16 protein-coding genes are annotated in these 25,703 nt (G+C 54.3%); 8 read left to right on the forward strand and 8 right to left on the reverse strand.

From position 1 onward, the window contains the following. Positions 1-9: 9 nt before the first annotated feature. Entirely contained in the window at positions 10-831 is an 822-nt protein-coding gene (locus tag ACYVHB_RS08870) for a DUF4190 domain-containing protein (RefSeq protein WP_461051345.1), read from the reverse strand. Positions 832-1,191: 360 nt separating this feature from the next. Here ACYVHB_RS08870 and ACYVHB_RS08875 point away from each other — a divergent pair, with 360 nt between their 5' ends. Further along, positions 1,192-2,343 (forward strand): sigma-54-dependent transcriptional regulator, encoded by a 1,152-nt coding sequence (locus tag ACYVHB_RS08875; protein ID WP_461051346.1) that lies wholly within the window; start codon positions 1,192-1,194, stop codon positions 2,341-2,343. Positions 2,344-2,368: 25 nt separating this feature from the next. Here the strand turns inward: ACYVHB_RS08875 and ACYVHB_RS08880 are convergent, their stop codons facing one another. Then, positions 2,369-3,514: an acyl transferase gene (locus tag ACYVHB_RS08880; protein WP_461051347.1), complete on the reverse strand. Its 1,146-nt coding sequence runs from the start codon at positions 3,512-3,514 to the stop codon at positions 2,369-2,371. A 38-nt stretch (positions 3,515-3,552) separates the two neighbouring features. On the opposite strand from ACYVHB_RS08880, the gene ACYVHB_RS08885 reads away from it, so the two are divergent. After that, positions 3,553-4,095, forward strand: coding sequence for a hypothetical protein (locus ACYVHB_RS08885; protein ID WP_461051348.1), 543 nt, complete (start codon positions 3,553-3,555; stop codon positions 4,093-4,095). 60 nt (positions 4,096-4,155) lie between these two features. On the opposite strand, the gene ACYVHB_RS08890 is transcribed toward ACYVHB_RS08885, so the two are convergent. After that, positions 4,156-5,349: a sensor histidine kinase gene (locus tag ACYVHB_RS08890; protein WP_461051349.1), complete on the reverse strand. Its 1,194-nt coding sequence runs from the start codon at positions 5,347-5,349 to the stop codon at positions 4,156-4,158. Positions 5,350-5,760: 411 nt separating this feature from the next. On the opposite strand from ACYVHB_RS08890, the gene hemA reads away from it, so the two are divergent. Then, a complete protein-coding gene (gene hemA, locus ACYVHB_RS08895) occupies positions 5,761-7,059 on the forward strand; it encodes a glutamyl-tRNA reductase (RefSeq protein ID WP_461051350.1) in 1,299 nt (432 codons plus the stop codon). Between the two features lie 73 nt (positions 7,060-7,132). On the opposite strand, the gene ACYVHB_RS08900 is transcribed toward hemA, so the two are convergent. Next, positions 7,133-7,663 (reverse strand): hypothetical protein, encoded by a 531-nt coding sequence (locus tag ACYVHB_RS08900; RefSeq protein WP_461051351.1) that lies wholly within the window; start codon positions 7,661-7,663, stop codon positions 7,133-7,135. 134 nt (positions 7,664-7,797) lie between these two features. Here ACYVHB_RS08900 and recQ point away from each other — a divergent pair, with 134 nt between their 5' ends. From recQ to ACYVHB_RS08915, 3 genes are all read left to right on the forward strand, one after another. Next, positions 7,798-10,032: a DNA helicase RecQ gene (recQ, locus tag ACYVHB_RS08905; RefSeq protein WP_461051352.1), complete on the forward strand. Its 2,235-nt coding sequence runs from the start codon at positions 7,798-7,800 to the stop codon at positions 10,030-10,032. A gap of 181 nt (positions 10,033-10,213) precedes the next feature. Beyond that, positions 10,214-11,323 (forward strand): lytic transglycosylase domain-containing protein, encoded by a 1,110-nt coding sequence (locus ACYVHB_RS08910; protein WP_461051353.1) that lies wholly within the window; start codon positions 10,214-10,216, stop codon positions 11,321-11,323. Positions 11,324-11,616: 293 nt separating this feature from the next. Further along, positions 11,617-12,708 carry a lytic transglycosylase domain-containing protein gene (locus tag ACYVHB_RS08915; protein ID WP_461051354.1) on the forward strand — a complete coding sequence of 364 codons (1,092 nt, stop codon included), beginning with the start codon at positions 11,617-11,619 and terminating at the stop codon, positions 12,706-12,708. A gap of 23 nt (positions 12,709-12,731) precedes the next feature. Here the strand turns inward: ACYVHB_RS08915 and ACYVHB_RS08920 are convergent, their stop codons facing one another. The 3 genes from ACYVHB_RS08920 to ACYVHB_RS08930 form a co-directional block, all read right to left on the reverse strand. Beyond that, the gene (locus tag ACYVHB_RS08920; RefSeq protein WP_461051355.1) at positions 12,732-16,175 is read right to left on the reverse strand and encodes a CRTAC1 family protein; all 3,444 of its coding nucleotides are present in this window, start codon (positions 16,173-16,175) and stop codon (positions 12,732-12,734) included. 101 nt (positions 16,176-16,276) lie between these two features. Continuing rightward, a complete protein-coding gene (locus tag ACYVHB_RS08925) occupies positions 16,277-17,815 on the reverse strand; it encodes a RagB/SusD family nutrient uptake outer membrane protein (protein WP_461051356.1) in 1,539 nt (512 codons plus the stop codon). A gap of 23 nt (positions 17,816-17,838) precedes the next feature. Further along, the gene (locus ACYVHB_RS08930; RefSeq protein ID WP_461051357.1) at positions 17,839-20,979 is read right to left on the reverse strand and encodes a SusC/RagA family TonB-linked outer membrane protein; all 3,141 of its coding nucleotides are present in this window, start codon (positions 20,977-20,979) and stop codon (positions 17,839-17,841) included. A 260-nt stretch (positions 20,980-21,239) separates the two neighbouring features. On the opposite strand from ACYVHB_RS08930, the gene ACYVHB_RS08935 reads away from it, so the two are divergent. Further along, positions 21,240-22,472, forward strand: a complete 1,233-nt coding sequence (locus ACYVHB_RS08935) for a lytic transglycosylase domain-containing protein (protein WP_461051358.1) — start codon at positions 21,240-21,242, stop codon at positions 22,470-22,472. 17 nt (positions 22,473-22,489) lie between these two features. Here the strand turns inward: ACYVHB_RS08935 and ACYVHB_RS08940 are convergent, their stop codons facing one another. Further along, positions 22,490-23,560 (reverse strand): winged helix DNA-binding domain-containing protein, encoded by a 1,071-nt coding sequence (locus tag ACYVHB_RS08940; protein ID WP_461051359.1) that lies wholly within the window; start codon positions 23,558-23,560, stop codon positions 22,490-22,492. Positions 23,561-23,781: 221 nt separating this feature from the next. Between ACYVHB_RS08940 and ACYVHB_RS08945 the strand changes: the two genes are divergently transcribed. After that, a complete protein-coding gene (locus ACYVHB_RS08945; protein ID WP_461051360.1) occupies positions 23,782-25,701 on the forward strand; it encodes a serine hydrolase domain-containing protein in 1,920 nt (639 codons plus the stop codon). Positions 25,702-25,703: the final 2 nt, after the last annotated feature.

The following is a 25,703-nucleotide window of genomic DNA, read 5'->3' on the forward strand; positions in this document are numbered from 1 at the left end:
TTACGTTGCTTAAAGAAGATATGCCAAAACAATTAACCCGCCGATGACGACACCAGCAATCAAACCGCCCAAGGCAAGGCCCCGGCCTTTGAAACGATCTGGCTCACGTTTGATGCGCGATAGGCTAATTCCGCCAAACACAATGGCAGCCGCTACCAATAATAGCCCACCAACGCCAATCAACAGCGCAACCGCACCCGAAGCCAGGGATACAATGGCAAACGGATCGGTACGGGGACCATTGTTTTGCCGGTTGGTTGGACTGTCGTAACTCTGACGACTACCCGACGAATTGTTGTTGGACTGCGTCGGCGATGCATTAAACCGCTCAACCTCGCCGTTGGAGTACTTGATACTCAGCACGTCGCGCTTCGAGATGGTGTAGTCGGGGCCGTCCTGCCGGTCACATTTCTTGTATTTAATCTCATTAACACCCACTTCCTTTATTTTGGCGTCAATGACGTCGCCGTTACGCAGCACAATCTGGTCGCAGCCGGGCGGGACCGATTTGTGAGACATCATCCGCTTCATGCGGTGCCAAACCGTCGACCGGCCCACCTCGACGTGAATTGCTGGCTCGACCGACGGCGTAGTAGCAACTGACTCATAAACGGGTGTAGTGGTCGGTTCGGGCAGGCTGGTAACGGAAGCCGTAACCAACGGGTCGGCCACGGGGTCAACTGTGGGGACTGTTGTGGCCAATCGCTGAGCAGCCGGATGGGCCGTTGGGGCGAAATAAGCCTGTGGGGCACGCTGGCAGGCCGAAAAGCCGAAAACGAACGCCAAGAGGATGACAAAATGAGCAACTTTGTATTGAGTAAAACAGATCATAAAAGGACGATTTTGCTTAGTACGGCGCGAAGGTAGATATACTTTGTTTTATTTTGTCGAAATCCACGGCTGACTTAGGATACAGTTAACTCTTTGATTAAATGGTCCACAATCAATCCAGCAATCTTTACCCAATGCGCGAACTGGCTGCTCCAATTCAGAACATTGGATAAATTACGGATGATTTCCGTATCTGTTTCCTTAACTTGCTTCTTCGTCATAAACCACCTGAATCAGTAGACTTCCCATAGCCGACAATAGGTAAATTGATTACATTTGGGCACCAACACGTGTAATGGTAAACTCAAATGCCTTACATTCGATGATACACAACCTTATTGTTCAAACGACCCATTCAGCATGGCCAAATTGATTATCGTGGACGACGAAAAAAGTATTCGGGCGGCACTACGCGATATCTTAGAGTATGAAGGCTACGACGTGGACGAAGCCAAGGATGGCGAAGAAGGACTGAATATGATTATGCGTACAAGCTACGATGTAGCCTTGTGCGACATCAAAATGCCTAAAATGGATGGACTGGAGCTGTTGCAGGAAGTGAGCAAAGCCAGCAAAAGCACCCAGTTTATCATGATCTCTGCCTTCGGCAACGTCGAAAACGCCGTAGAAGCCACTAAACAGGGGGCCTTCGACTTCATTACCAAACCACCCGATCTGAACCGGTTGCTCATCACGGTTCGCAATGCCATCGAACGTGCTAAATTGATGCAGGAGACGAAAACACTCAAAAAGCGAATTTATAAACTTAATGAGATTGTTGGCGAGTCGGAGCCGATTCGGAAGGTGAAAGACACCATCAACCGTGTAGCCGCCACCGAAGCCAGGGTGATGGTGATGGGTGCAAACGGTTCGGGCAAAGAGATGGTGGCTAAGCAGATTCACGAAAAAGGCAGCCGCGCCAGTATGCCGCTCGTGGAGGTTAACTGTGCGGCAATTCCCAGTGAACTAATTGAAAGTGAACTGTTTGGCCACGAGAAAGGGGCCTTCACGGGGGCCGTAGCCCGACGCGTTGGCAAATTTGAGCAGGCCGACAGCGGTACCTTATTTCTCGACGAAATTGGCGACATGAGTTTGTCGGCGCAGGCCAAAGTGCTGCGGGCGCTGCAGGAAAATAAAATTACCCGCGTTGGGGGCGACAAAGAAATAAAAGTCAATGTGCGGGTTATTGCCGCTACCAACAAAGACCTTCGGCAGGAAATCACAAACGGTAACTTCCGCGAAGACCTGTTCCATCGGCTAAGCGTAATTGTCATTCACGTGCCGCCTTTAACCGAACGACGCACCGACATACCGCTGCTGGCCGATAAGTTTTTGCAGGACATCGCCACCGAATACGGCTCTCCGCTGAAAGACATGACGCCCGAAGCCATGATGTACCTTCAGTCGTTGCCCTGGACGGGTAATGTCCGCGAACTGCGCAACGTCATTGAGCGGTTAGTGATCATGTGTGGCGACCAAATCACGCTGGACGATGCCAGGATGTACGCGTGATGTAGAGACGCAACACCTTGCGACTCTACATCATCAACAGATTGCACCCCCGCACGTCGGAATTGTCGAAGCGGCCGATAACCCGGAAATTCCCCTTTTCGCCGACGTACTGCCCTAAATCCTGCGTTTCGATAAATGAGCAGGAATCCAGATTAGCCAAATCCACGACGTTAATGCCGCCGGTCTGGCGCGACCCGGTGCGACGCTCGCCGGTCTGGCGCGACCCGACGGCATCTGCGGTGTGAGAAACTTGGGCAAATGGATCGTTAATATCGCGCAGAAACACGCGCAGGGTAGGACTGGGACAAAACACGCCCTCTCCCATTGAGTAGGCCTGCGAGAGAAGCTCAGTCATGCCGTATTCGGAGTGAATTGTCGACACGCCCAGTCGCCCGATTAGCAGTTCGTGTACCTCCTCACGCAACAGTTCCTTCCGCCGACCTTTCATCCCGCCCGTCTCCATCACAATCAAATTCGGATTCTGGCTCAGAAAGTGCAGGTCGCGCCCCGACTCGGCCCAATCCAACAGGGCAAACGTGACCCCGATGAGCAAAATTTGCCGACCGTCCGGCTGTTCAGTCAACTGCCTGAGCCGGTTGGTCAGTTCGCCGACGTTGTTAAGAAAGAAATTCTCCGATACATCAGTGGCTGGCCCTACACTGGTTGGCAAGTGCCCGGTCTGCTCCATAAATCGCCGAACCATATACACCAGCGACGAGTTATTTCGTTCAAGATACGACGGCAGCAAGGCCAGAATATGGACGTTTTGGAGTGGGCCATACGCTTGTTCAAAAATCCGGGTGCTAACGGCATCGTACAGGTCCGGGTCAGGCACAACGTGGTGGCTGGTATCTTGTCCGGTGGTGCCGCTGCTGGCAAATGTGAGCCAGTCGGTCGGTGCCCTGCCTGATGGAGTAAAGCCGGTCAGGATGGTGTGTTTTTTGAAGAAGCCAATGGGCATAAACGGCACCTGACGGATGTTTGTGAGTTGCTCCGGATGAACATTAAGACACTGTAGATACTGCCGGTAAACGGGGTTATGGGTAGCCTGGTAGCGGAAGATCGCCAACGCCAGCGGCTCGAACGACTCGCAGTCGACGGTCAGAATTTGCTGCCGGAGCAATTGCCGCATTTGGGCGACCTTAGGCGAAAGAGTTTGGAGAAAAGACAAAGTTAAAAACGCGTTTATTGCAACACGAGTACAACAGTATGCAACGGCAACAAATTCAACCGTACCTCTTCGCGCTGGGCATGTCCTTAGCGCTGTCGGCCTGCTTTACCGAGCCGAATTTCCCGGATAAACCGGAAATCAGTTTTATTGAGATTCCTAAATATCCCTTAGAGGCCGGGCGGGGCGTGGGTAAAGGGAAGCGGGATTCGGTCGTTATTAGCGTTAATTTTAAGGATGGCGACGGCAACCTCGGTAATGACATTCCCGTGGCGAAAGGGGATTCGACCCGATACGCGTCGAACGGGGGCTGGGGAAATTACCGTATTCGCACGTTTCGATTAGTAAACGGGAAGTACGAAGAGGCACCGGCCACGGTCGAAAATTTCCTTCTCTTTCCCGATCTTGCCAAAGGGAAACCCAAAGGACCAATCTCGGGGCCATTACATTACAGTGTAACGTTCCAGTACGGCACCAGTTTTCGGATCTACCCGACCAAATTCAGAGTCACCATCCGCGACCGAAACCTAAACGAAAGCAACGAGATCGAAACGGACACCATCAACCTACCGTTTCCGAGGTAAAGAAGAAGTCATAAGTCTGTCAGCCACTTATGACTTCTTCGACTTACTGACTTATGACTTTTATTCGCTATTCAGCACAATTCGGAACGTGGTACCCTTGCCTACCTCCGAACTTTTGACGTAAAGTCGCCCATTGTGGTACTCCTCCACAATTCGCTTGGCTAATGTCAGACCTAAGCCCCAGCCGCGCTTTTTAGTGCTATACCCCGGGTTGAACACCTTCTGCATGTTGGCCTTTGAAATGCCCTTGCCCGTATCGGTGATGTCGATGGCTACTTCCTGGCGGGGCAACGCGGTCATGCTGAGCCGGAGTTCGCCCACCCCTTTCATGGCGTCTACCGCGTTTTTGCAGATGTTTTCGATCACCCACTCAAACAGCAGCCTGTTCATTTTGATGGTCTGGTGTGCGGGCAGTTGACTAACTACGCTCATTTTCACTTTGGTCGAAATCCGCTTCAACAGATAGTCTGCCAACTGCTGCACCACCTCATTCACGTTTTCGTCTTTGAGCGTGGGGATCGAACCGATGCTCGAAAAACGCGCCGTGACGGTTTCTAACCGCTGAACATCCTTCTCGATCTCATCCGTAATGGACCCGTCATACTGCGCCGGGTCGGAGCGCATGTACTCCACCCACGCCATCAGCGACGACATGGGCGTACCCAACTGATGCGCTGTTTCTTTGGCCAACCCTACCCATACCCGGTTTTGCTCCGCCCGGCGCGACGAACTGAAGGCTAAGTACGCCAGCACACCCAGCGCCGTCAGAATAGCCAGCAACGCGTAGGGAAAGTACGTCAATTGCCGCAATAGATCGGAGTTGTTATAATACACTAATCCGCGTTCACCGTTGCCCATATTCACGAGCAGCGGATCGTGTTTTTTGCGCATTTCCGTAATCGTTTGCCGCAGAAATCGCTGTGCTTCCTCCGCACTGTATTCGGGCGGAACGGTGATGTTGAGCGGCATCGAGATCTCTCCGTTCGAGTTGACGTAAATGGCCGGAATCGTACGGTTGGCCTGTAGGATTTGGGTCGTCACAAAGTTCAGATCGCCGGAATCGGCGTGCGTCGTGTCGGTTAGAAACGCGATACTCTCTGCATACAACTGAACGTACTGCTCTTCCCGCGCTTCCAATTTGTGGATCAGCCGGTTGGTGTATAACAGAGAGCCTGTTCCAACCAGCAGCAGATTTAGCGCTACAATGATCTTCAGAATATTATTCTGATTATAAATATCAAATGACTTCAGCATAGTATCGCAATCGTATCGCACGGGCTGTTTACCCCAACCGCCGATTTATCGACTAAGCCGTTAGTGGCCAACAGCTTTTTTATAGTACAAATGTAATCGGTGAAAACCCTGTTCTGTCCTGGCTACGCCACGTAATCAAGCGCACGGTTGTCTCCGGTAGGTAAACGCTAAAAATCAGGTTGATGGTGCAAAGCAGGCCGTTCAACCACTATATCGTACGGTTGACCGAGTAGTACAGAACGTCTTACGGCTAACTAATGTTATTTTGTAAATAGGATTGTGGCAAGAAAAGCATCGCTCTATTTGGACCTGTTCTAAATAACAAAACCGTTTACACAGAGCGTTTTCATGTCCGGCGATTGTAGCGTATTTTTGTACTTGCTAAAGGCTCTTTAGCGTGTTTTATTCGCGATGTTAGATACGTTCAAATCAATTAGTTTATCCCACAAAACGGCTCCTCTCCGGGTGCGTGAACTAATTGCACTCAACGAAGATGAAGCCAAGCGATTGATGCTTCGCCTGCGCGACTTTTTCGGCCTGACGGACCTGCTTGTCGTTTCCACCTGCAACCGCACGGAGGTGTACTACGCCACCGAGACGACCGCAACCGCCGTTGACCTCAACCCCGACGTTGCCCGGTTACTGCTCATTGAAAAGGGCCTGACCGATACTGATGCGTACCTGCCTTACTTTCAGTTTTTCGACGCGCACAATGCCGCCGTTCAGCACTTGTTCGAAGTCTGCGTGGGTTTGCACTCGCAGGTGGTGGGCGATATGCAAATTCCCAATCAGGTGAAGCAGGCCTACCAGTGGTCGGCAGATCTGGACATGGCCGGGCCATTTCTGCATCGGCTGATGCACACGATTTTCTTTACGAACAAGCGTGTTGCTCAGGAAACGTCGTTCCGCGACGGGGCCGCGTCGGTGTCTTACGCAGCCGTTGAGTTGATTGACGAACTGGCTGGCAACCAGCCAAATCCGGCCATATTAGTGATTGGGCTGGGCGAAATCGGTACTGACGTTTGCAAAAATCTGGAGTCGCGCAAACTCAGTAACATTACCCTCTGCAACCGCACCCACGCCAAAACCGAGAGCATCGCGCAGCAGTATGGCTTCCGCGTAGCCGACTTTGCCAACCTGACCGACGAAATAAGCCGGGCCGACGTAATCATTTCGTCCATCACGCGCGACGAACCGCTGATTACCCCCGAACTGCTGAAGACGCTTAGCGTACTGACGTACAAGTATTTCATTGATCTGTCGGTGCCCCGCAGCATCGATGCGGCCGTTGAGCAGATTCCGGGTGTGCTGGTCTATAACATCGACCACATTCGCAGCCGGGCCGACGAAGCGCTCAATCAGCGACTGGCGGCTATTCCGCAGGTCGAAGCCATTGTTGCGCAGGCCGTTGCCGAGTTTGGTGACTGGTCGAAAGAAATGATCGTTTCGCCAACGATCAACAAACTCAAAAATGCACTGGAGCAGATCAGGAAAGACGAGATTGCCCGGCATCTGAAGCACCTCACGCCCGACGAGTCGGAAAAGGTTGACAAGATTACGCGGGGCATCATGCAGAAGATCATCAAGCTGCCCGTGCTACAGCTCAAGGCCGCCTGCAAACGGGGCGAGGCCGAAACACTTATCGACGTGCTGAACGATCTGTTCGACCTGGAAAATCAAACCAGCGACGAGCCGAACCCTGTTCACTAATTACCAATAGAATCAACCAAAAAACGCCCGAACCAGTCCTGGTTCGGGCGTTTTTGATTCGAGGTAGAGCAAACTAATCCCGCACACTACTCAAGTACGTCTTGTTGCCGTTTTTATTGATGTAGTACTTACCACCACGCGGGCCGGTCATTACCTTCTCATCGTTGGGGCCTTTCATGGAGCGGTCAACGGGGGCGTTGTAGTCGGCGGGGGCAGCCTTTTCTTCTTTTCGGGCCACTTTCATATCCGCCTTAGCCGTTTTTTTGTCGGCTTTCGCCATTTTCATACCCGCCTTATCGCCGGTTTCTTTCGCTTCTTTCTTGTCGGCTTTCGCTTCCTTCTTGTCAGCCTTCGCTTCTTTAACGGCTTTTTTCTCAGCGGGACTCATGGCGGCAATTTTATCCGCTTTGGCCGCTTTCTTTTCCGCTTTTGCTGTTTTCACCGCGTCTTTATCGCCAGCCTCTTTAGCATCTTTCTTGTCGGCTTTCGCCATCTTTTTTTCGGTTTTGGCGCGCTCTTTCTTCGCCTTATCGTCCTGAGCCATGCCATTAATCGCTACCAATACGCTAAGTACTAAGCTCAGCGCTGCCAGTGTCTTTTTCATAGTACCGTATTTAATTTAGGGTGAGCGATTACAACTGGTGAAATCGTGGTGAAATATGGTACTTAAAACAGATAAACGCCAATAAGTCAGTCCAAAATTTTTATGTATATTTGGTAGCAGTTCTCTTTTTTGCAATGACTACAGCCGACGCTCTCACCAATAAACAACCACTTGCTACCCGTCCGGCTCTGCACAGCCCCGCCGATTACCTGAAGCGCTACTACGGCTACGACGTTTTCCGGCCCATGCAGGAAGACATCATTAAGTCCGTCGTGGGCGGGCGCGATACGGTCGTGCTGATGCCAACGGGGGGCGGCAAATCAGTTTGTTTTCAGATTCCGGCGCTCATGCTGCCCGGCGTTACGGTGGTGGTTTCGCCCCTGATTGCGCTCATGAAAGATCAGGTTGGTGCCTTGCACATGAACGGCATTCCGGCGGCTTTTTACAACAGTACCCAAACGGGCCGCGAGCAGCGCGATATTGAAGATGAGTGCATCAGTGGCAAACTCAAACTGCTCTACGTTTCACCCGAAAAACTGCTCACGGAATCGTTTTTTACGTTCCTCAAACACATCACCGTTTCGCTTTTCGCCATCGACGAAGCGCACTGCATCTCATCGTGGGGGCACGATTTCCGGCCGGAATACACGCAGTTACATGTGCTAAAACAGCAGTTTCCCAGCGTACCCACCATTGCGCTGACGGCCACCGCCGACAAACTCACCCGGCACGACATTGCCACTCGGCTCGGCATGAACGACCCAGCCGTGTTCATTTCTTCGTTCAACCGCCAGAACCTGAGCCTGCAGGTGCTGCCCGGTCAGAATCGCATTGGGCAGATTATCAAGCTGCTCCAGCAGAAACCCGATACGTCGGGAATCATCTACTGCCTGAGTCGCAAGTCGACCGAGTCGCTGGCGGCCAAGCTTCAGGAAAAAGGATTCAACGCGGCTTTTTACCACGCCAAAATGGACCCCACCGACCGCACTCGAACGCAGGAAGCGTTCCTGCGCGACGACGTTAAAATTATGTGCGCGACCATTGCCTTTGGAATGGGCATCGACAAATCGAACGTGCGGTGGGTGATTCATTACAACATGCCCAAAAACATCGAGGGCTTTTACCAGGAAATTGGGCGGGCCGGGCGCGACGGGGCAGCGGCCCAAACGGTGCTGTTTTACAGTTTTGCCGACGTAGCGACCTACAAAGAGATGCTGGCCGAAAACAACCCGGCCAACCTCGGGCTACAGTTAGCCAAGCTGGAACGGATGCAGCAGTATGCCGATGCCCACACCTGCCGCCGTCAGATTCTGCTTTCCTATTTTTCGGAAGAACTGCCCGAACCCTGCGGCAACTGCGACGTTTGCCGCGATCCACGCGTGACCTTCGACGGAACGGTGCTGGCCCAAAAAGCGCTGTCGGCGATAGTACGGGCGGGCGAACGCGTACCCATGAATCTGCTCATCGACATCCTGCGCGGCTCCCGCAGTCAAGCGGTGCTACAGGGCGGCTATGACCAGATCAAGACCTACGGCGCGGGTCGCGACATCCGCTTCGACGACTGGCGAAATTATATACACCAGCTTATTAACATTGGGGTGATTGAAATTGGCTACGATCAGCATTACGCCCTGCGCCGGGGTATTCTGGCCGATCAGGTGCTGAAAGGTACGCGCAAAATAGACCTCGTCCGACCCGATGACGCGCCGAAACTGGTCGTCGAGAAAACAAAAACAAAAACCGAAGCAACCCGCGACGACCTGTTCGAGCAGTTGCGGGTGTTGCGCAAACAACTTGCCGACGAGCAGAACGTGCCGCCCTACGTTATTTTTACCGATACAACCCTGGAAGACATGGCCCGGCAGCGGCCCACTACGCCCGATACGCTGCGCAACGTGAGCGGGGTGGGTGAACGCAAGCTGCAACTCTTCGGCCGAAAATTTTTGGACATCATTGTCGGGTATGTTCGGGCAACGCCCGGTGCGGGGGCGTCTACGCTGGGAACGGCACCGGCCGAGCGACGCGTTCGGGGCAAGGCTCAGGGCGTGGAAAAGCCGAAAGGAACGACCCAGCAGCAGACGCTGGAGTTGTATGCCAAGGGTATGACCATTTCGGAAATTGCTACCGAGCGTCAGCTCACCACCGGCTCCATCGCCAGCCACCTCGTTCAGTTAGCTAAATCGGGGTATGATCTGAATTTAGAGGAAATTCTGAGGTCGTTTGTCAACCCGGCCGAACGCACTGAGATCGAGCAGGCTATTCGGACGGTGGGAATGCCTGAAGGTCGCCTGAAGGGTGTTTTCGATCACCTGGAGGGACGGTACGATTATGGCAAACTAACGCTTGTAGCGGGTCTTTTCGACCAATAAAATCCAAATTCTGAGCAGGCCGTTGGATAATTCTTAGAATGACGGTTTGGTATGTAGCAGATAATCAGCTACATTCGTGTTCCGTCGTATGACAAACCCGTTACTTTGGTGCGGGTTTCGTCGTCTTATGTGCTACCCAAATTTCGGTATTTTGATTAAAGAAATAAGTTTTTCACTGTTCATGGCTGCTCTTAAGCCGGGTATTGCCCTGTCAGGCGTCGTTGCCGCCCCAGCGGCCCGGCTGGCTCCCCGCCTTCCCGTATTTGGGCGCGATACGAACCGGACGCCGGTAACCCCAAACGCCTTGGATAACCCCGCACTATTAGTCGTTGACTCGACAAAACGGGTGTTCCCTATTTATTTCTGCGGAGAGGAAGTGCCGGTCGATGATCCGCGCGTGTCACGACGATGGCTGCAAACGCTTCGCACGTATGGCGCACAGCAGGAATGTCTGTTCGACATGCGCCGTCGGGCATCAACGTTTTTTCCGATTATCGACCCCATCCTGCGGAAGTACAAAATTCCTCGTGATTTCCGGTTCATGCCCCTCGCCGAAAGTGCGCTCGTCAACGAATCGGTATCGTCAAAGGGCGCGTCGGGCTACTGGCAACTGATGCCCGGCACCGCCCGCGAGCTGGGCCTGACCGTGAACGGAGATGTGGATGAGCGGTATAATCTGCAAAAAGCAACGGTGGCCGTCTGTCGGTATCTGCACCAGCTTCACCGTCGGCTGGGGTCGTGGACACTGGTAGCAGCCGCTTACAACGGCGGTATTACACACGTCCAGAATCGAATGGAGCAACAGGGCCAGAAAAACTACTACCGGCTTCGGCTGCACCGCGAAACGAGCCATTACCTGTTCCGAATCCTGGCTTACAAAGAGTTGCTCAGTAATTCCCGACAATACGCGGTTTTGTTGCATGGCTCCACCATTGAGCAGTTGACCAAGCCGCTTCCAACGTGGCGGAAGCCGCTGGCGCTGCCCAGAAAAATTAAAGATGCGCCAACGGTCGAACTGGTCGACGACGAGTACACCGACCCAACCTGGGGACCCCGCCCTAATACAGCACTGACCAGAACCCCATCAGACACGCAGCAGTTGATTGCCATGGCTACGGACAAGGCGGCCTCTCCCGACACACCCGATGCTGATCTGGAGGAACAGCGGACGGGTCTGCCCATCAAGAAACTGATGATGGGTTTGATGGTTCTCCGGTTCCGCCGTCCGCGTTTTTTATCCCGTAAGAAAGGGGAAGGCATCCGACCACTTCATTTCTGGGATTGGTTATAAACCTTGTTCGATATACCCTTAAAGAAGACCGTTATACCCTCAAGTGACGGTCTTCTTTTTGTTACTAATATATGTTGATAATAAATAAACATGATTAAATCGAGTAACTTTATAGAGAAATCAACGTCATAAGTCTGCATCTTCCGTTCACCTAATTGATGAATATATTTACCTTACTCTCACTCTCCATTGGTTTAGTAATTGGGAGTGTGCCAGGTCCTGTGTCAGGCATACACAGCACTGAAACGGTCAGTACGGTTGCATTAACGACATACCCCTCATTTAGCCCAAACTTGCCGCCGGTATATTTTTGTGGTGAGTCGGTACCCCTGCACGAAGAGGTTGTGGCCCGTCGGTTAGTGTCGGCTTTAGCGAGCCGATCCATTCAAAATCGCGCTTTCTACCGCATCCGGCAACGGGCAGCCCTGTTTTTCCCGATTATCGAACCGATTCTCCAGCGCTACCACATCCCGTTGGATTTTAAATACCTGCCCTTGGTCGAAAGTGCGTTACAGGGTTCGGCGGTGTCGTCGAAAGGGGCCGTGGGCTACTGGCAGTTTATGCCCGCCACGGCCCGCGAACTTGGTCTGAGCACCCGGCCGGGGTACGATGAACGCCAAAATCTAATCAAGTCGACCCACGCAGCCTGCCGCTACCTGAATTACCTGCACAATCGCTTAGGGTCGTGGACATTAGCTGCGGCTGCTTACAACAACGGTATTGGGGCACTTCTCGCCAACATTCGCCGACAGCAGCAACGTAATTATTATTACCTGCGGCTGAATGCCGAAACCGGCAAATACTTATACCGGATTCTGGCATTTAAAGAGCTGTTTTCCAATTACCAACAGTACCATACGATCATTCCTGACCGAATGTTAGCCTTGCTGAGCGAACCGCTGACGCCCGAATCAGAACAGGAAAGCAACGAGGTATTGCTGCCAGAGATCACGGTGGCTGATGCGACTCGGTCGGCCGTTGAGACCTCCGTTCAGGATTCTCAGGCAGCAGGCACTGGCCAAACGGTCGACATTCCCCTACCAAACGCAGCCGACGTATTCCAGGGTGGCATTAAAACCAAGTTAACCGAGTCGGCCGGTGGGCAGCAGCGTGGGCAGGTGTGGGTTTTCCACCTGACCCGCAATGGAATAGCCGACGGCAAAGAAGTGGATGAAGGCGACGTTTTGTACGCTGTTGTCGAAGACGTTGATTTGAAAAACAATAAATTGTACCTGCGGGCTGACAAGTTGTATTCGGCCAGTGAAAAACACACCTATAACCTCACGCTGGCCGCTGTCGATGCGTCAACGGGTCGAATTGGCATCAATCTGACCGACATCGACCAGGTGAAAGCCGGATGGATAGTGACATGGAAAGCATTGTGAGTTGAGCGGGCAGACGATAACTGCTACTGCCTGCTCGTTAACCATTGGTGGATCACCAGCGGACCAGCGTTAACCGCCGTGACGATGCGTTCGGGCTTGCGCAGCCGATGCGACCGGCGAGCGTCGCCCGTTACGTTGAACCCCGTTTTGTCGGGACCCAGGGCCACAAACCCGCCCCGTCCGTCACCTTTGAGTAGCAACCCGCGCGAGGCATCCTGCCGACCCATGTTGGCTTCGTTGGCGTAGAAGTTGCCCGTAACTAACGCATCTAAATAACCATCGTGGTCGTAATCGTCCACTAAAAAACCGAAGATAGGTGCCTGTTGGGCCAGCATCGGCAGGGGCTGGAGCGTAAATTCCGGAACCGCACCGGCCGGTACGCCGGAGCGGGACCGGCCGACCGGACCCTTGCCCCGGTTTTCGGCGTAGCAACTGCGGAGTTCGCTCACCTGCCCACTGTAAGCTCCGCGCAGTTCTTTCTCCGAAAACAGATCGTCAAAATCGGCTTCGGCATAGTCACGGTAGTGCCGAAATTTGCGCCGGAACTGAATAATCTGCTGATTCAGCGCGTCGCGGGGCAGGGCCGGGTAGCGGGTTCCGTTGATGAAGTAGCCCATGATGGGATCGAACTGCCCATCGTCGTTAAAGTCTTTGCCGTAAATCTGAATTGGTTCGCGGGCCGAAGCGCGGTAAAGCGTGTTCAACCCTTCGTTGCCCAGCAGCAAATCAGGATCACCGTCGCCGTCGAAATCACCAGCGGCTACGCAGTTCCACCAGCCAGGCGAATGAGTGAATGAGTGAATGAGTGAATGAGTGAATTTACTTCTCTGATTGAGAAGCAGCAGAGGGGGCATCCATTCACCTACCAGCACCAGATCATCGTCGTGGTCACCGTCAATGTCGAGTGCCACCGCATCGCACACCAATCCGAGGTTCATTAGATCAGGAGCCACCTGCCGGGTCACATCCGTAAATCGGCCCCGGTCGTTGCGGAGCAGGTAACTTTGAGCGGGCAACGGATACCGCCCTGGCACCTGACGCCCGGCAATCAGCACGTCTAAGTCGCCGTCGCCGTCGTAGTCGATGGCGCGGACGGTCTGGCTGCTTACCGCCAGGCCGGGCACTACTGGAGCCGGGTTGAAGTGGCCCCGCCCATCGTTACGGTACAGCAGCGGCTCAAAAGCGTCGCTCACGCCCAGCGGTCGTTCGTTGCCTCCGCCCACCACCAGCAGATCGTTGTCGTGATCATTATCAGCATCGAACAGCAGAATATCACCCACCTCCATCGGCGCATTCGGCATCCAGTCCGTCCGCGAAAATTGACCGTTGGGTTGTCCAAAAAATAGGGCACCGGCGCTGCCCCGGTACGAAGCGCCCACCGCTAAATCGTCGCGGTTGTCGCCATTGAGGTCGCCAACGGCCACAGCTACTCCCGCCCGCGACAGCATTTTGTGCAGGGCCGGGGTCGTTTTGAAATCGACAAAATCAGATTCTTGGTGCGTGAAATCGAGCGCATTGGGCACCGTCGAAAACAGGAGTTCGGGACGTACGTCGGGGCGTTTCGCGGCTGGTTTCGCATCGGCAATCCGAAACACGAGCCGCTGATTGACGGGAATCCGGTAGCGCATTTCGGTCAGACCGCCGGGCCACACCACCCGTACCGAATCGACCGTTGACGCTGTACCCACGCCAAACACCAGACCCGCCCCCACCGACGACAGGTAGCCCCGCACCGGATAGTGCTCCATCACCTGCTGCCTGCCCCCACTCCAGACCGTCACGGCGGCTCCGATGCCCGCCCGGTTGGTGTTAGGACCAACGAACGCCAGTGATAGATACCCGTTTCGCAGGCGTTCCCGGCTGTTGTTGCGAAACAGTGAAGCTTCCTGGTCGATGTTGTTAACAATCAAATCCAGATCGCCATCCCCGTCGAGGTCGGCGTAGGCGGCTCCGTTGGCGTAGGATAGTTCATTCAAACCCCAGGCAGCCGACACATCCTCGAATAACAGGCTGTTTACCGGGTCAGCGCCCCGATTACGGTAGGCGTAGTTACGGAGTTTTATCTCCGGAATCTTCTGAAGCAACTTATCCCGTTGCTGCTGCCGGGCCTGATCGGTGCCGAAACTGGCAAACTCCTCGGTAAAACTGATAAAATCACGGTCGGTAACGTTTTTACGGTAGCCGTTAGTAATGAACACGTCTTTATGACCATCCTGGTCGAGGTCGGCCAGCAGAGTGGCCCAGCTCCAGTCGGTTTGGGCTACCCCGGCCAGCAGTCCCAACTCGGAGAAGACGGGTGTTCCGTTGTCGCTCCCCCCATTGATTTGCAGCGTGTTGCGCATGTATTGAAGCTGGTAGCCGTATTGGGGTTTCAGACTCAGTTCTTTTTTATCGAAGTCCTGTCCGCCAAGCATCAGTTTCTGACGGGCGTTTTCCTGTGGCAGCATGTCCAACTGCATCAGGTCGATCTGGCCATCGTTATTGATGTCGGCGGCATCGACGCCCATCCCGTACAGGCTCGTGTGCGCCAGCGACGCACGGGTGCTATTGCGAAAGGTGCCCGGACTGGACGGTCCCGGACTGGACGGTCCCGGACTGGACGGTCCCGGACTTGCTAAACCATTGTTGAGGTACAGGATGTCGCTGCTGATAAAATCATTTGAGCAGTACAAGTCGGGGTAGCCGTCATTATTCAGGTCTGACACGATCAGCCCTAATCCCAGCCCTTCGTAACGAATACCAGCCGCTTTCGACACGTCGCGATACAGGGGTCGCCCGGCTGGGCCGATGCCCTCGTTGCGGAACAACCGGCCGGTGGAGGGATAGGTGCCATCGTTGATGGCCGGGCGCAGGTAGTTGGGATTCTGAAGGTCGGGGGCGGTGTTGAGCAGGAACGCATCGAGGTCGCCATCCAGATCATGATCGAAAAAAGCCGCCTGAGTTGTGTAACCCGCGTAGTCGAGACCATACGAAGCGGCTTCCTCCCGGAATGTGGGGGCGATTGTTTTCTGATTGATGAACAGTAGGTTACGGTTCTGACGCATGGTCGGGTGCGCAGCCACGCTCACGTACAGATCGTCCCAGCCATCCTGATTGATGTCCACCACCGACACGCCCGTACACCAGCGGTTGGTGCGCAGTCCGGCTGCGTCGGTTACATCCGCAAATCGAAAATCAGATGTTCCGGCGGGGGTCTGATTGACGTACAGGCGGCAGCTTTCCTGATTGCCTGTGAAAAACAGGTCGGGGCGGCCGTCGTGGTTAAAATCGCCCACGCCTACGCCCCCACCGTTGTAGAAATTGGTGAAGGTAAACGCGTTGAGCGAATCGTTAGGCGTCAGGTTATTGGCGAAGTGAACGCCTGATTCACCCGATTCTATCTTCGTAAAAAGAGGTTCCCGGCCGTTTTGACAAGCGGTTAAGCCAGTGCCGAGCAGAAGCCCGTAAAAGATGTAAGATGCGTGCATGAAACGCAGTTTTACGCTAAGAGTAGTAACGTAAACTCCCTTCCCAAATCAGGTTGGGAAGGGAGTTTGCTCCGTTCAACATTATTTTAATACTACGTCACTCAATACCCCGGATTCTGGTCTTTGATGTCAATGGCCGGGCTGTTGTCGATTTCCTGCAGCGGAATGGGCAGCAGTTCGTGCCGGTTAGCCTGGAAGTACGAGATCGGCTCGGCTTTGAGCTTTTTGGCCTTCCGCCACCGCACAACATCAAAGTTCCGAACTTGCTCGCCCGCCAGTTCGATCATCCGCTCGTGCATCACCGCATCGAACACCTGATCTTTGGTCGTGGTGGGGTAATTTGCAGTTGGGTAAGGCGGCATAACCACCGATTTCCGCGCCCGTACCTGATTCAGCAGCGAAACGGCAGCCGCCGAGTTACCCAGTTCGTTTTCGCATTCAGCCATCAGCAACAGCACGTCGGCGTAGCGCATAATCCGCATGTTAATGCCACTTTGCTGATTGGCCGCGTTGGATTTGTACATCAGAGAATATTTCCGCCAGCTCACTTTCTGCGTTACTCCGTTCACCACCGAAGCATTGCCCTGCACCATGGTGCTGGTGAGAACCGTGTTACCATTGTTGAATACATCGCCTTCGCTCCAGTACGAAAAAGCGTAGCGAGGGTCGGTTTTAGCATCGCCTTTAGCAACAGTCTCGTAGGAATTCAGAATTTTGTTGGACGGAATCACGTTCCGCCACGCGATGGCCGCGTACTCCTGCGACCGAACCGTTTCTTCCTGCACGGCCGCGCCGTCCGCATCGCCATTCCAGTTGAAAGCACCACCCGAAGGAGCATACGCTACCTCAAATATCGATTCCGCGTTAAACTCACCTTCTTCGTTGGTCAGGTCGGTATAGTTATCAACTAAGCGATACAGGTTCGAGTCAATAACTTTTTTCAACTCGGTCCGGGCATTGGTGTAGTCGCCCTGTTGCAGGTAAATTCGGGCCATCAGCATCTGCGCGGCTCCTTTCGTTGCCCGGCCCAGGTTAGTCCCCGTATAACTCGCGGCAAGCCCGGCTTCAGCCGCTTTCAGGTCGGCAATGGCAAAATCATAAACCTCTTTTTGGGGCGCGCGCGGCAAGGTGCCATCGACCGATTTGGCAAAATCTTTGTACAGGGGAACCCCGCCAAAAAACGTGGCCAAATCGTAGTAGGCCCAGGCCCGCAGGAAACGCGCTTCGCCCAGCAGCCGGTCGCGGGAAGCAGGCCCTACACCGGTTACGTTGGCTCCTTTTTCCAGCACGATATTGGCCCGGTGAATAACCCGGTACCAGCCCGTCCAGATAGCACTCACTAAGCTATTGCCCGTGTCATGAACGCCAATCAGCATTTGGTTACGGGGAGTTTCCAACTGCCCCCCGCCCGATGCCACCTCATCGCCCCGCAGGTCGTGGGTGAAAAACCACTCGCGCGAGACCAGGTTGGTTGACTGAAGGGCCGCGTAGATACCATTCACGCCCGCCGTCAGCTCACTTTCGTTGTTAAAATAGGTGTCGAAAGTTACTCCGTTGGGGTTCACTTTATCGAGTTCGTCATCACTGCAGCCAACGGCCAAACCGAGACTCAGCGTGCTAATTAACAGTAGTCTTTTCATGTTTGTATAGTTTGTTTTACCAATTAAAAGCCAAGATTCAGACCTACCAGTAACGTGCGGGCCTGTGGGTATTGCGCGTAGTCGATGCCATTGTTGAGCAGGTTGGCCGGATCGCCCGCTCCTCTCCTTGATACTTCGGGGTCGTAGCCGGTGTATTTGGTGAAGGTCAGCAGGTTGTTGCTCGACACATACACCCGCACCCGGCTGACGTAACCCTTCGTGGCTTTACTCAGAGCGGCACCAGGCAGCGTATAGCCAATGTTCAGGTTTTTCAGCCGCAGATACGAACCATCTTCAAGAAAGCGGTTGGAGGTGCGCGAGTTCTGGTTGGGGTCGCCACTAACCGAGCGCGGTACGTCGGTGTTGGTGTTCGTCGGTGTCCAGGCATTCAGCACGTCGGTCGTCGCGTTGAAAAGCCGAAGCTGCCCTTGTCCGATCACCTTGGTGCCGTTGTAGATTTTGTTGCCCTGAACGCCCTGGAAAAACAGGGTAAAATCGAAGTTTTTGTAATTGGCGGTGGTGTTTAGGCCGTAGGTAAATTTAGGAATGTAACTCCCCAGATACGTCCGGTCACTGGCATCAATGCGTCCGTCGCCGTTCAAATCGCGAAACCGAATATCGCCGGGCCGGGTCGAACTGTTCTGGTAAAACGTAGCGGCACTTCCGTCTAAGCCATTGGCGGCTTCAATCTCACCCGCGTTCTGGAAAATTCCGTCCGTCACCCAGCCGTAGAACGATTGAATCGGTTGCCCGGCCTCGGTGCGGGTAATGTCGAATCCGCCAAAGTCGGCGTTAAGCCCGGAGTTAATGGTTGCGTTCGGCGTGGCTAAATTCAGCACCTTGTTGCGGACCATATCGAAAACGCCCGTTGCCGACCACTGAAACGCTTTGCCGTTGTGCTTGTAGCTTAAGGCCAGTTCGAGACCCCGGTTGCGAATGCTGCCCACGTTGGCCAGCGGACTGTTGGAATACCCCAGCGAGTTGGCCAGCGGCACCCGCAGCAGCAGCCCGTCGGTTTGCCGCTCGTACACGTCGGCGGTCAGGCTGATTTTATTGCTGAACAGCGAGAGGTCGAAACCGAGGTCGGTCGTGTTGTTGATTTCCCACTGTAGCGCACTGTTACTCAGCACGTTGATGTACGACCCTAACTGAGTTGTCTGGTTGTTAAACGGATAGATTGTGTTGTTAGCCTGCACCAGGGCCTGATACTCGTAATCGCCGATGGCATTAAAGCCCGTTTTGCCGTAGCTGGCCCGCAGTTTCAGTTCCGAAATGGCCGGAATGTCCTTCATGAACGCTTCTTCACTGATGCGCCAGCCAGCCGAAAACGCCGGGAACGTTCCCCACTTGTTACCTGGGGCGAATCGGCTCGACCCGTCGCGCCGAACCGACGCACTCAGCAAATACCGCCCGCCGTATTCGTAGTTGATCCGACCTGCATAGGAAATCAGCAGGTTTTCGTTGAGCGTGCTGGACCCGTTCGGATTCGACACCCCCTGAATCACCTGAATGTTGTTGTCGGGCCGCTGCCCGCTGGCCGAGATAAACCGCGAGGACGCTGTTTGGCGTTCGGCAATGGCGATTGCATTTACGTAATGCTTCCCGAAGGTTTTATCGAACGTCAACTGATTGGTGAGCAGCGACGAGAAGAAGTTGTTTCGATTTTCCGACACGCTGGCCAGCGGGCGGCTGCGGTTGCCGTCGTTGTAGATGGGCAGAAACCCGTTGAAACGCGTCGTTGAGAAGTCGCCCCCGGCCGTGAACCGGTAGCGCAGCCAATCGGCAAAACGCACTTCGGCAAACACCGTTCCGAGGAGTTTGATGCCCCGGTCGGTCTGGAACTGCTGCTCCTGCTCGGCCACGCGCAGCGGATTTTCGGGGTCGGTGGCGTCTAAGCCCTGGGCCGTTGTACTGAAACCCCCGAGCTTGGTTGGGTCGCGCTCGGGCCAGTACGGAATCATGCGCATGATGTTCATGACCAAACTGCGTCCGCCCCCGTCGCGTTCGATCCGCCGGAAGTCGGTGGAGGCCAGCATCGTCTGCCCGACGGTCAGGAACTTGGTAAATTTGTGGTCAGAGTTGATGCGGAAGCTTTGCCGGTTGTAGTCGGTAAACGGCAGAATTCCCTGCTGGCTGAAGTGGCCCACGGACATAAAAAACCGCGATTGGGCATTGCCCCCTGATACCGACAGTTGATTGTCGCTAATCGGAGCATTGCGGAACATCACCCGCTGCCAGTCGGTATCGGTCTGGGCAAAGGTCTGTGTGGCCCCGTCGTAGATGGGCGTGTTCAGGTTGTTGAACCGACCCGGAACGGGTTGTCCTGAAGCGGTTACCAGGGCGGTGCCGTAGCGGATGTACTCGTCGCGGCCGAGCAGGTCCAGCGTCCGCCAGGCCGACTGCGTTCCGTAGTACGAATCGACGTTAATATTGATTTTACCGTTGTTGGAACCCCGCTTGGTCGTGATCAGAATCACGCCATTGGCGGCCCGCGACCCGTAGATAGCCGCTGCCGAGGCATCTTTCAGTACTTCGAGCGATTCGATGTCTTTAGGGTCGATGTTATTCAAACCACCCGCCGGCATTCCGTCGATCACGTACAGTGGATTGGGGTTCAGACTGATGGATCCGACGCCCCGTACCCGAACAACCGGCTCGACGCCGGGGCTGCTGTTATTGACGATGGATACGCCCGGTACGCGGCCCTGGAGCGCCTGCTGGGCGCTGATGACCGGCAGCGCCCGCAGTTCTTTGGGCGTTACCGACGAAACGGCCGCCGTCAGTGACGACTTTTTCTGGGTACCGTACCCTACCACAATCACCTCGCTGATGGCCAGCGGATCAGCCGTTAGTTTGAGGTCGATCACCGACCGGTTACCCACCACAACCTCCTGCCGGGTATACCCAATGTAGCTGAAAATAAGGGTTGCCTGCTGGCTGACGTTCAGGTTGTAGCGGCCGTTTTTGTCGGTGGTAGCCCCGCGCGTAGTGCCTTTCTCGACCACGTTGACCCCCGGAAGCGCGTCGCCAGACTCGTTAGTGACGGTGCCGGATAGCTGCTGGGCGAAGGCCGTTCCCGTTAAGGCGACGCCGATGATACATGTTGTACAGAAGAGCTTCAGCAGGGTATTGACACCGCGCCGTAATCGTGTAAACTGGTTCATGAGGAAAGGATTTAGGTATGTACTGTCAACAAATGCACTATGGCGTAGCAAAGACGGTCAGTAGCGAAACATACTTAGTCTATTTCTCAGTTAACTGACTATTGGTGAATGGATACGCATTTACCCAGCTACGGAAATTACTTGCTGGCGGGCAACAGCTACTTAAGTAACAGTTGCTGCCGTTCGATCAATACCCCGCCTGAACTAAACCCCAAAGCCGAATCGTTGTCAATGGGTCACACCATCACCTGTTTATTTTGATGTCAATTACCCGTTGCATAGTCCACCTGTTGGTGACAATAGTGCTGACCAGTCTCGTTGCTTTCGCCCAGAAGAAAGCAACACCCAAGAAGGCAAGTCCGGTGAAACCCGTACTGGTGCAAACCCGGCCCGCAATTGGACCATCACGGCTGCACTTTTCCGGCGAGATTGTCCCCACCGAACAGGGCGACGTATCAACGAAATTAGCGGTGGCATTAGCCAGCAGTTCGGGCTATGCGCGGCACCTGAGCGCGTTGCGGGCACGCTCGGCCCCATTCTTTGCGGTCATTGAGCCGATTTTACGAAAACATACCATTCCCAACGATTTCAAGTACCTGCCACTCATCGAAAGCGCGTGGAAAGCGGATGCCGTTTCGTCGGCCGGGGCGGTTGGCTACTGGCAGTTTATGGACGAAACCGCCCAGGACATGGGGCTTTCCATCGCGCCCGGCAACGACGAACGCACCGACCTGCGTAAATCGACCGAAGCGGCCAGCAAGTACCTCAAATTTCTGTACCGCAAATTGGGTTCGTGGACATTGGTTGCGGCTGCGTATAACGGGGGTGTGGGTATGGTGCAGCGTAAGATTACGCGCGTGGGCCACCGCGACTATTACGCCATGACCATGAACGCCGAAACGGGCTACTACCTGTACCGGATTCTGGCGATGAAAGAACTGTTCACCAACCCGTCCTACGGTCTTGGCTCGGTGGGGATGCTGCTGGCATCGGCGGGTAATTCATACGATCAGGAACGGGAACAGGCCCGGCGCATGGGCTGGCTCCGCGACGACGAACCCGAACCGGAAGGCGTCCCCGTTGAGTCACTACCGGGTCCGACGGGGTCATCCGGCGAGGTCACTATGATGGACAGCGTACTGACCGAACTACTCAGGAATAAACCAGCAACCGCAGCCGTATTCCTGGGCGACGTGTCGGCCAAACTCGTGCGGGCGGGTGGGCTGTCCGTCGGTCAAAGCTGGACCTTCGCGCTGACCGAAGACGTACAGATTGATGAGGACCAGTTCAAAGCCGGGGATGCGCTCTACGCCGTCGTGGACGACGTCGACGTCCGGGGTCATCTGTTTCTGCGGGCTACCAAAGCTATTTCTGCACAAACCAAAACGGTTGTCCCGCTAACGCTGATGGCCATCAATCCGGCAACGGGCCTCGCGGGCGTTCCCCGTCCAAAAACTGTCAAAGCGGGCTGGGTGGTGCAATGGAAACTTTAATCGGTGGACACTGCTCGTCAGGGCACAAGCTCAACGGTCTTCCCAATGAACTGACCATACTGTTCAGCGGCCTCGGCGACGCGTTTTCGCTGTTGTTCCGTTAGGGGCCGGTTCAGTTGCAACTCCAATTTGACCTTGCTGCCGCTGATGGTTCGTTTCCAGGAACCGGCAATGGTTCCGTCCACGATAATCATACGGTTATAGGTCAGGCTACCCGATAGTTCCGCGTGGCTGATGGCGTCGCGGTTTTTGTAGCCCATGCCGTATTCGTCGTAGTCGGGCATCAAAAATGTCGATTGAACGTCGTCCGTGGGAACCGCCAGGCCAGCGCTGACATAGTACGTTTTTCCGTCGATGATTTCCGGCCCAATGGCCCCTTTGTTCATCGCTACGCCCTCGGTTACCTCTTTCAGTGTAAGCCCTGACCAGGTGCTGAAATCATGAATGGTGGCGGGTCCGCGGCTCGTGATGTATCGCTTTGTCAATTCGGCCAGCGCTTCGGGCCGGTTTACTGGTTTACGGTTCGGTGCCCGTTCGTCCAGTAGAGCGTAGGTGAACTGATTGCCCCGCCGGGGTCCGCTGCAAATGATTCCGTCGAGTTCGGCCCGCATCATAATGTAGTTCAGCCGGAAACCACTGGCTTCAATATTGGCTCTGTTCAGAACAACGGCTAATTCGTCACGAGTGCGGTAATTGTTTCCGGCAAGCGCTGTTGCGATCAGGTCATTGGATTGAGTAAAAAGGGCCGCTTCTAATCCACACTGCCGGTCCATGAACGCGTTCACCTGCTTCACCCGTGGGGCCGTGAGCAGCAGCAGCCAGCCAATGTCCGACGGTGTCACGAAGTGCCAGGTTGGTCGGAGCAGGTGCGTCCTAAGAATTTGCCCGCTGTTGAACGCCTGCTCCACATCGGCTTCGTTGGCGGTCGGCAACCGTAATCCAACTGCCCACTTGGCCATCGCGAACTCTTGCGCCTGCATGGCCACCAAATGGGCAACCACATCCGTAGGCTGGCTCAGAGCCAATGTCGTCTGGTATGGCCGCCCGATGTGTTGATTGGCTAACCGACGAAGGGCGATTTCATTCATGGTCTGAAAATAAGGCGGCAAATTAGCCAAACAGACCAACTTGCCACCAATCAATTTGATTGAGCAATCCAGCGGTATAATACTGGTTAATACGAATGCAGGTTGGTTAATTTTCTCCTCCTGAATTGAATGACGTAGATGACCGCTTGATAAATCGGGCATTTTGAACGGAACATACTGATCTATATTTAAACTGACTGTTCTTAGCTACGCCGACAATTATGGCCCTCACGTACACGTGTTCATTTTCCAGCTTGTGCTACCAGCTACAATTCTATACGTTGATCGGTCTGATTTTTATTCTTACCACACCTTTTACATCGGTTACTGCCCAGTCATCGCCATCTACCGTTCGGTTCGATGGACTGACCCAGCGCATTGATAGCATAGTTAAAGCACACGAAACGCCTGGCGTTCAGGTGTTGGTTTTTACCAAAGACAGCCTGCTTTACAAGCACAATGTCGGCGTTGCAAACTTGAAAACCAAGTCACCCGTCACTGACCAATCCATGTTTCGTCTGGGGTCAGTTACCAAGAGTTTTGTGGCGGTTGCGGCCCTGATGCTCGTGGAGAAAGGGCAGTTAACGTTGTCGGACGAGTTGAAGAAACTGGCCCCCGACATTCAGTTTAGCAACCTCTGGGAAGCGACAGATCCTGTTCGGGTGGTGCATCTGCTCGAACATACAACAGGCTTCGATGACTGGTCGATGAATGCATATGCCTTCAACAAAGACCCCAACATCGTTCTGGAAAGAGGCTTGACGCTCTATTCCGAATCCCGTCATTCGCGCTGGCGACCGGGTACGTTCATGGCTTACTGCAATTCAGGGCCACCCATCATAGCCCGGATTCTGGAAATGAAAACCGGTCAGGAGTTTGAATCATTCGTTCAGCAGCGAATCTTCAACCCGCTTGGTCTAAAGCAGATCACGTTCCGGCGCGACGAGGTCACCCGGACCCATTTAGTCACGAATTACTCGGGCGACGACCGGCGGGAAGAGCGTTACTGGGACATTCTACTCCGGCCCGCTGGCAGCCTAAACGCGCCGGCGTTGGAACTGATGCCGTTCGTGCAGATGCTGATGAACCGAGGTACCTACCAGAGCACTCAACTGCTGCTGCCGTCGTCGATTGACCGGATGGAAACGCCTACCACAACGCTGGCCGCTCGGGCAGGCTCAAAAGATGGCTACGGGCTCTATAACTACACGACTTCGTACAAAGGCTACCTGTTTCACGGCCACAATGGGGGCGTCAATGGCGGGCTGGCCCACTACATCTACAATTCAGAGTTAAACCGGGGCCTTATCGTATTAGTCAATTCAGATGGGGCCGGATTTGGTACGCTCGCCGATGCGGTTCTGGAGACCGTCATGAAAAACGTACCACAGCGGCTACCGCCCGCTTTTGCGCTATCAACAGCTCAGAAAGAAAACCTACCCGGTTACTACCGCCAGAGTAACATTCGGGCTTCATTCACGGGTTGGCTGATCTGGCTGGCCGGTGTCCTGCATATTTACGAAGCCGATGGTAACCTGTTCATCAATAATTTGCTCAATGGCGAAACCGTGCTCCTCCGTCCGATTGGTCCCGGACAGTTCATACGTATGGACAAGACAGGCTACACGTCACAGGTAACGCTCACCCGCAACGACGCGGGTCAAGCGGTGGCCGTCATGCCAAGTACCAATACCACCGAAACGTCGGCCATTGGTGCCTGGTTGCCCCTTATTTTAGGCAGTGTGTCGATGCTGCTCGTAGTAACAGGACTGCTGATGGGCATCGTTTGTCCAATTCTCAACGCTCGGCTAAAGCGGAAAGGCGGTCGTTTGAGCGCCATGCCGGTTCGTATGTCGTTCGCGGCCTATGCCTTCTCGCTCGTGGTCATGCTACTGGCCGGTATGGTATTTGCCCGTGGGGATGAGCTCGGCCTGGTAACCCCCGTTTCCGTAACGGTATTCGTAGCATCGGTATTAATTCCCGTTTGTGCGATCTGGGCGTTCATCAGCCTGATTCGCCGACAACGTCAGATCCCGAACCGGACCGACCAGATTTTCCTTTGGGTAGCTGTCTCTTCAGCGCTGCTGGTTGTTGGCTACATGGCCGTGTGGGGGTTGGTTGGTCTGCGGACGTGGATTTAATT

This window comes from Spirosoma arcticum, from assembly GCF_054779955.1.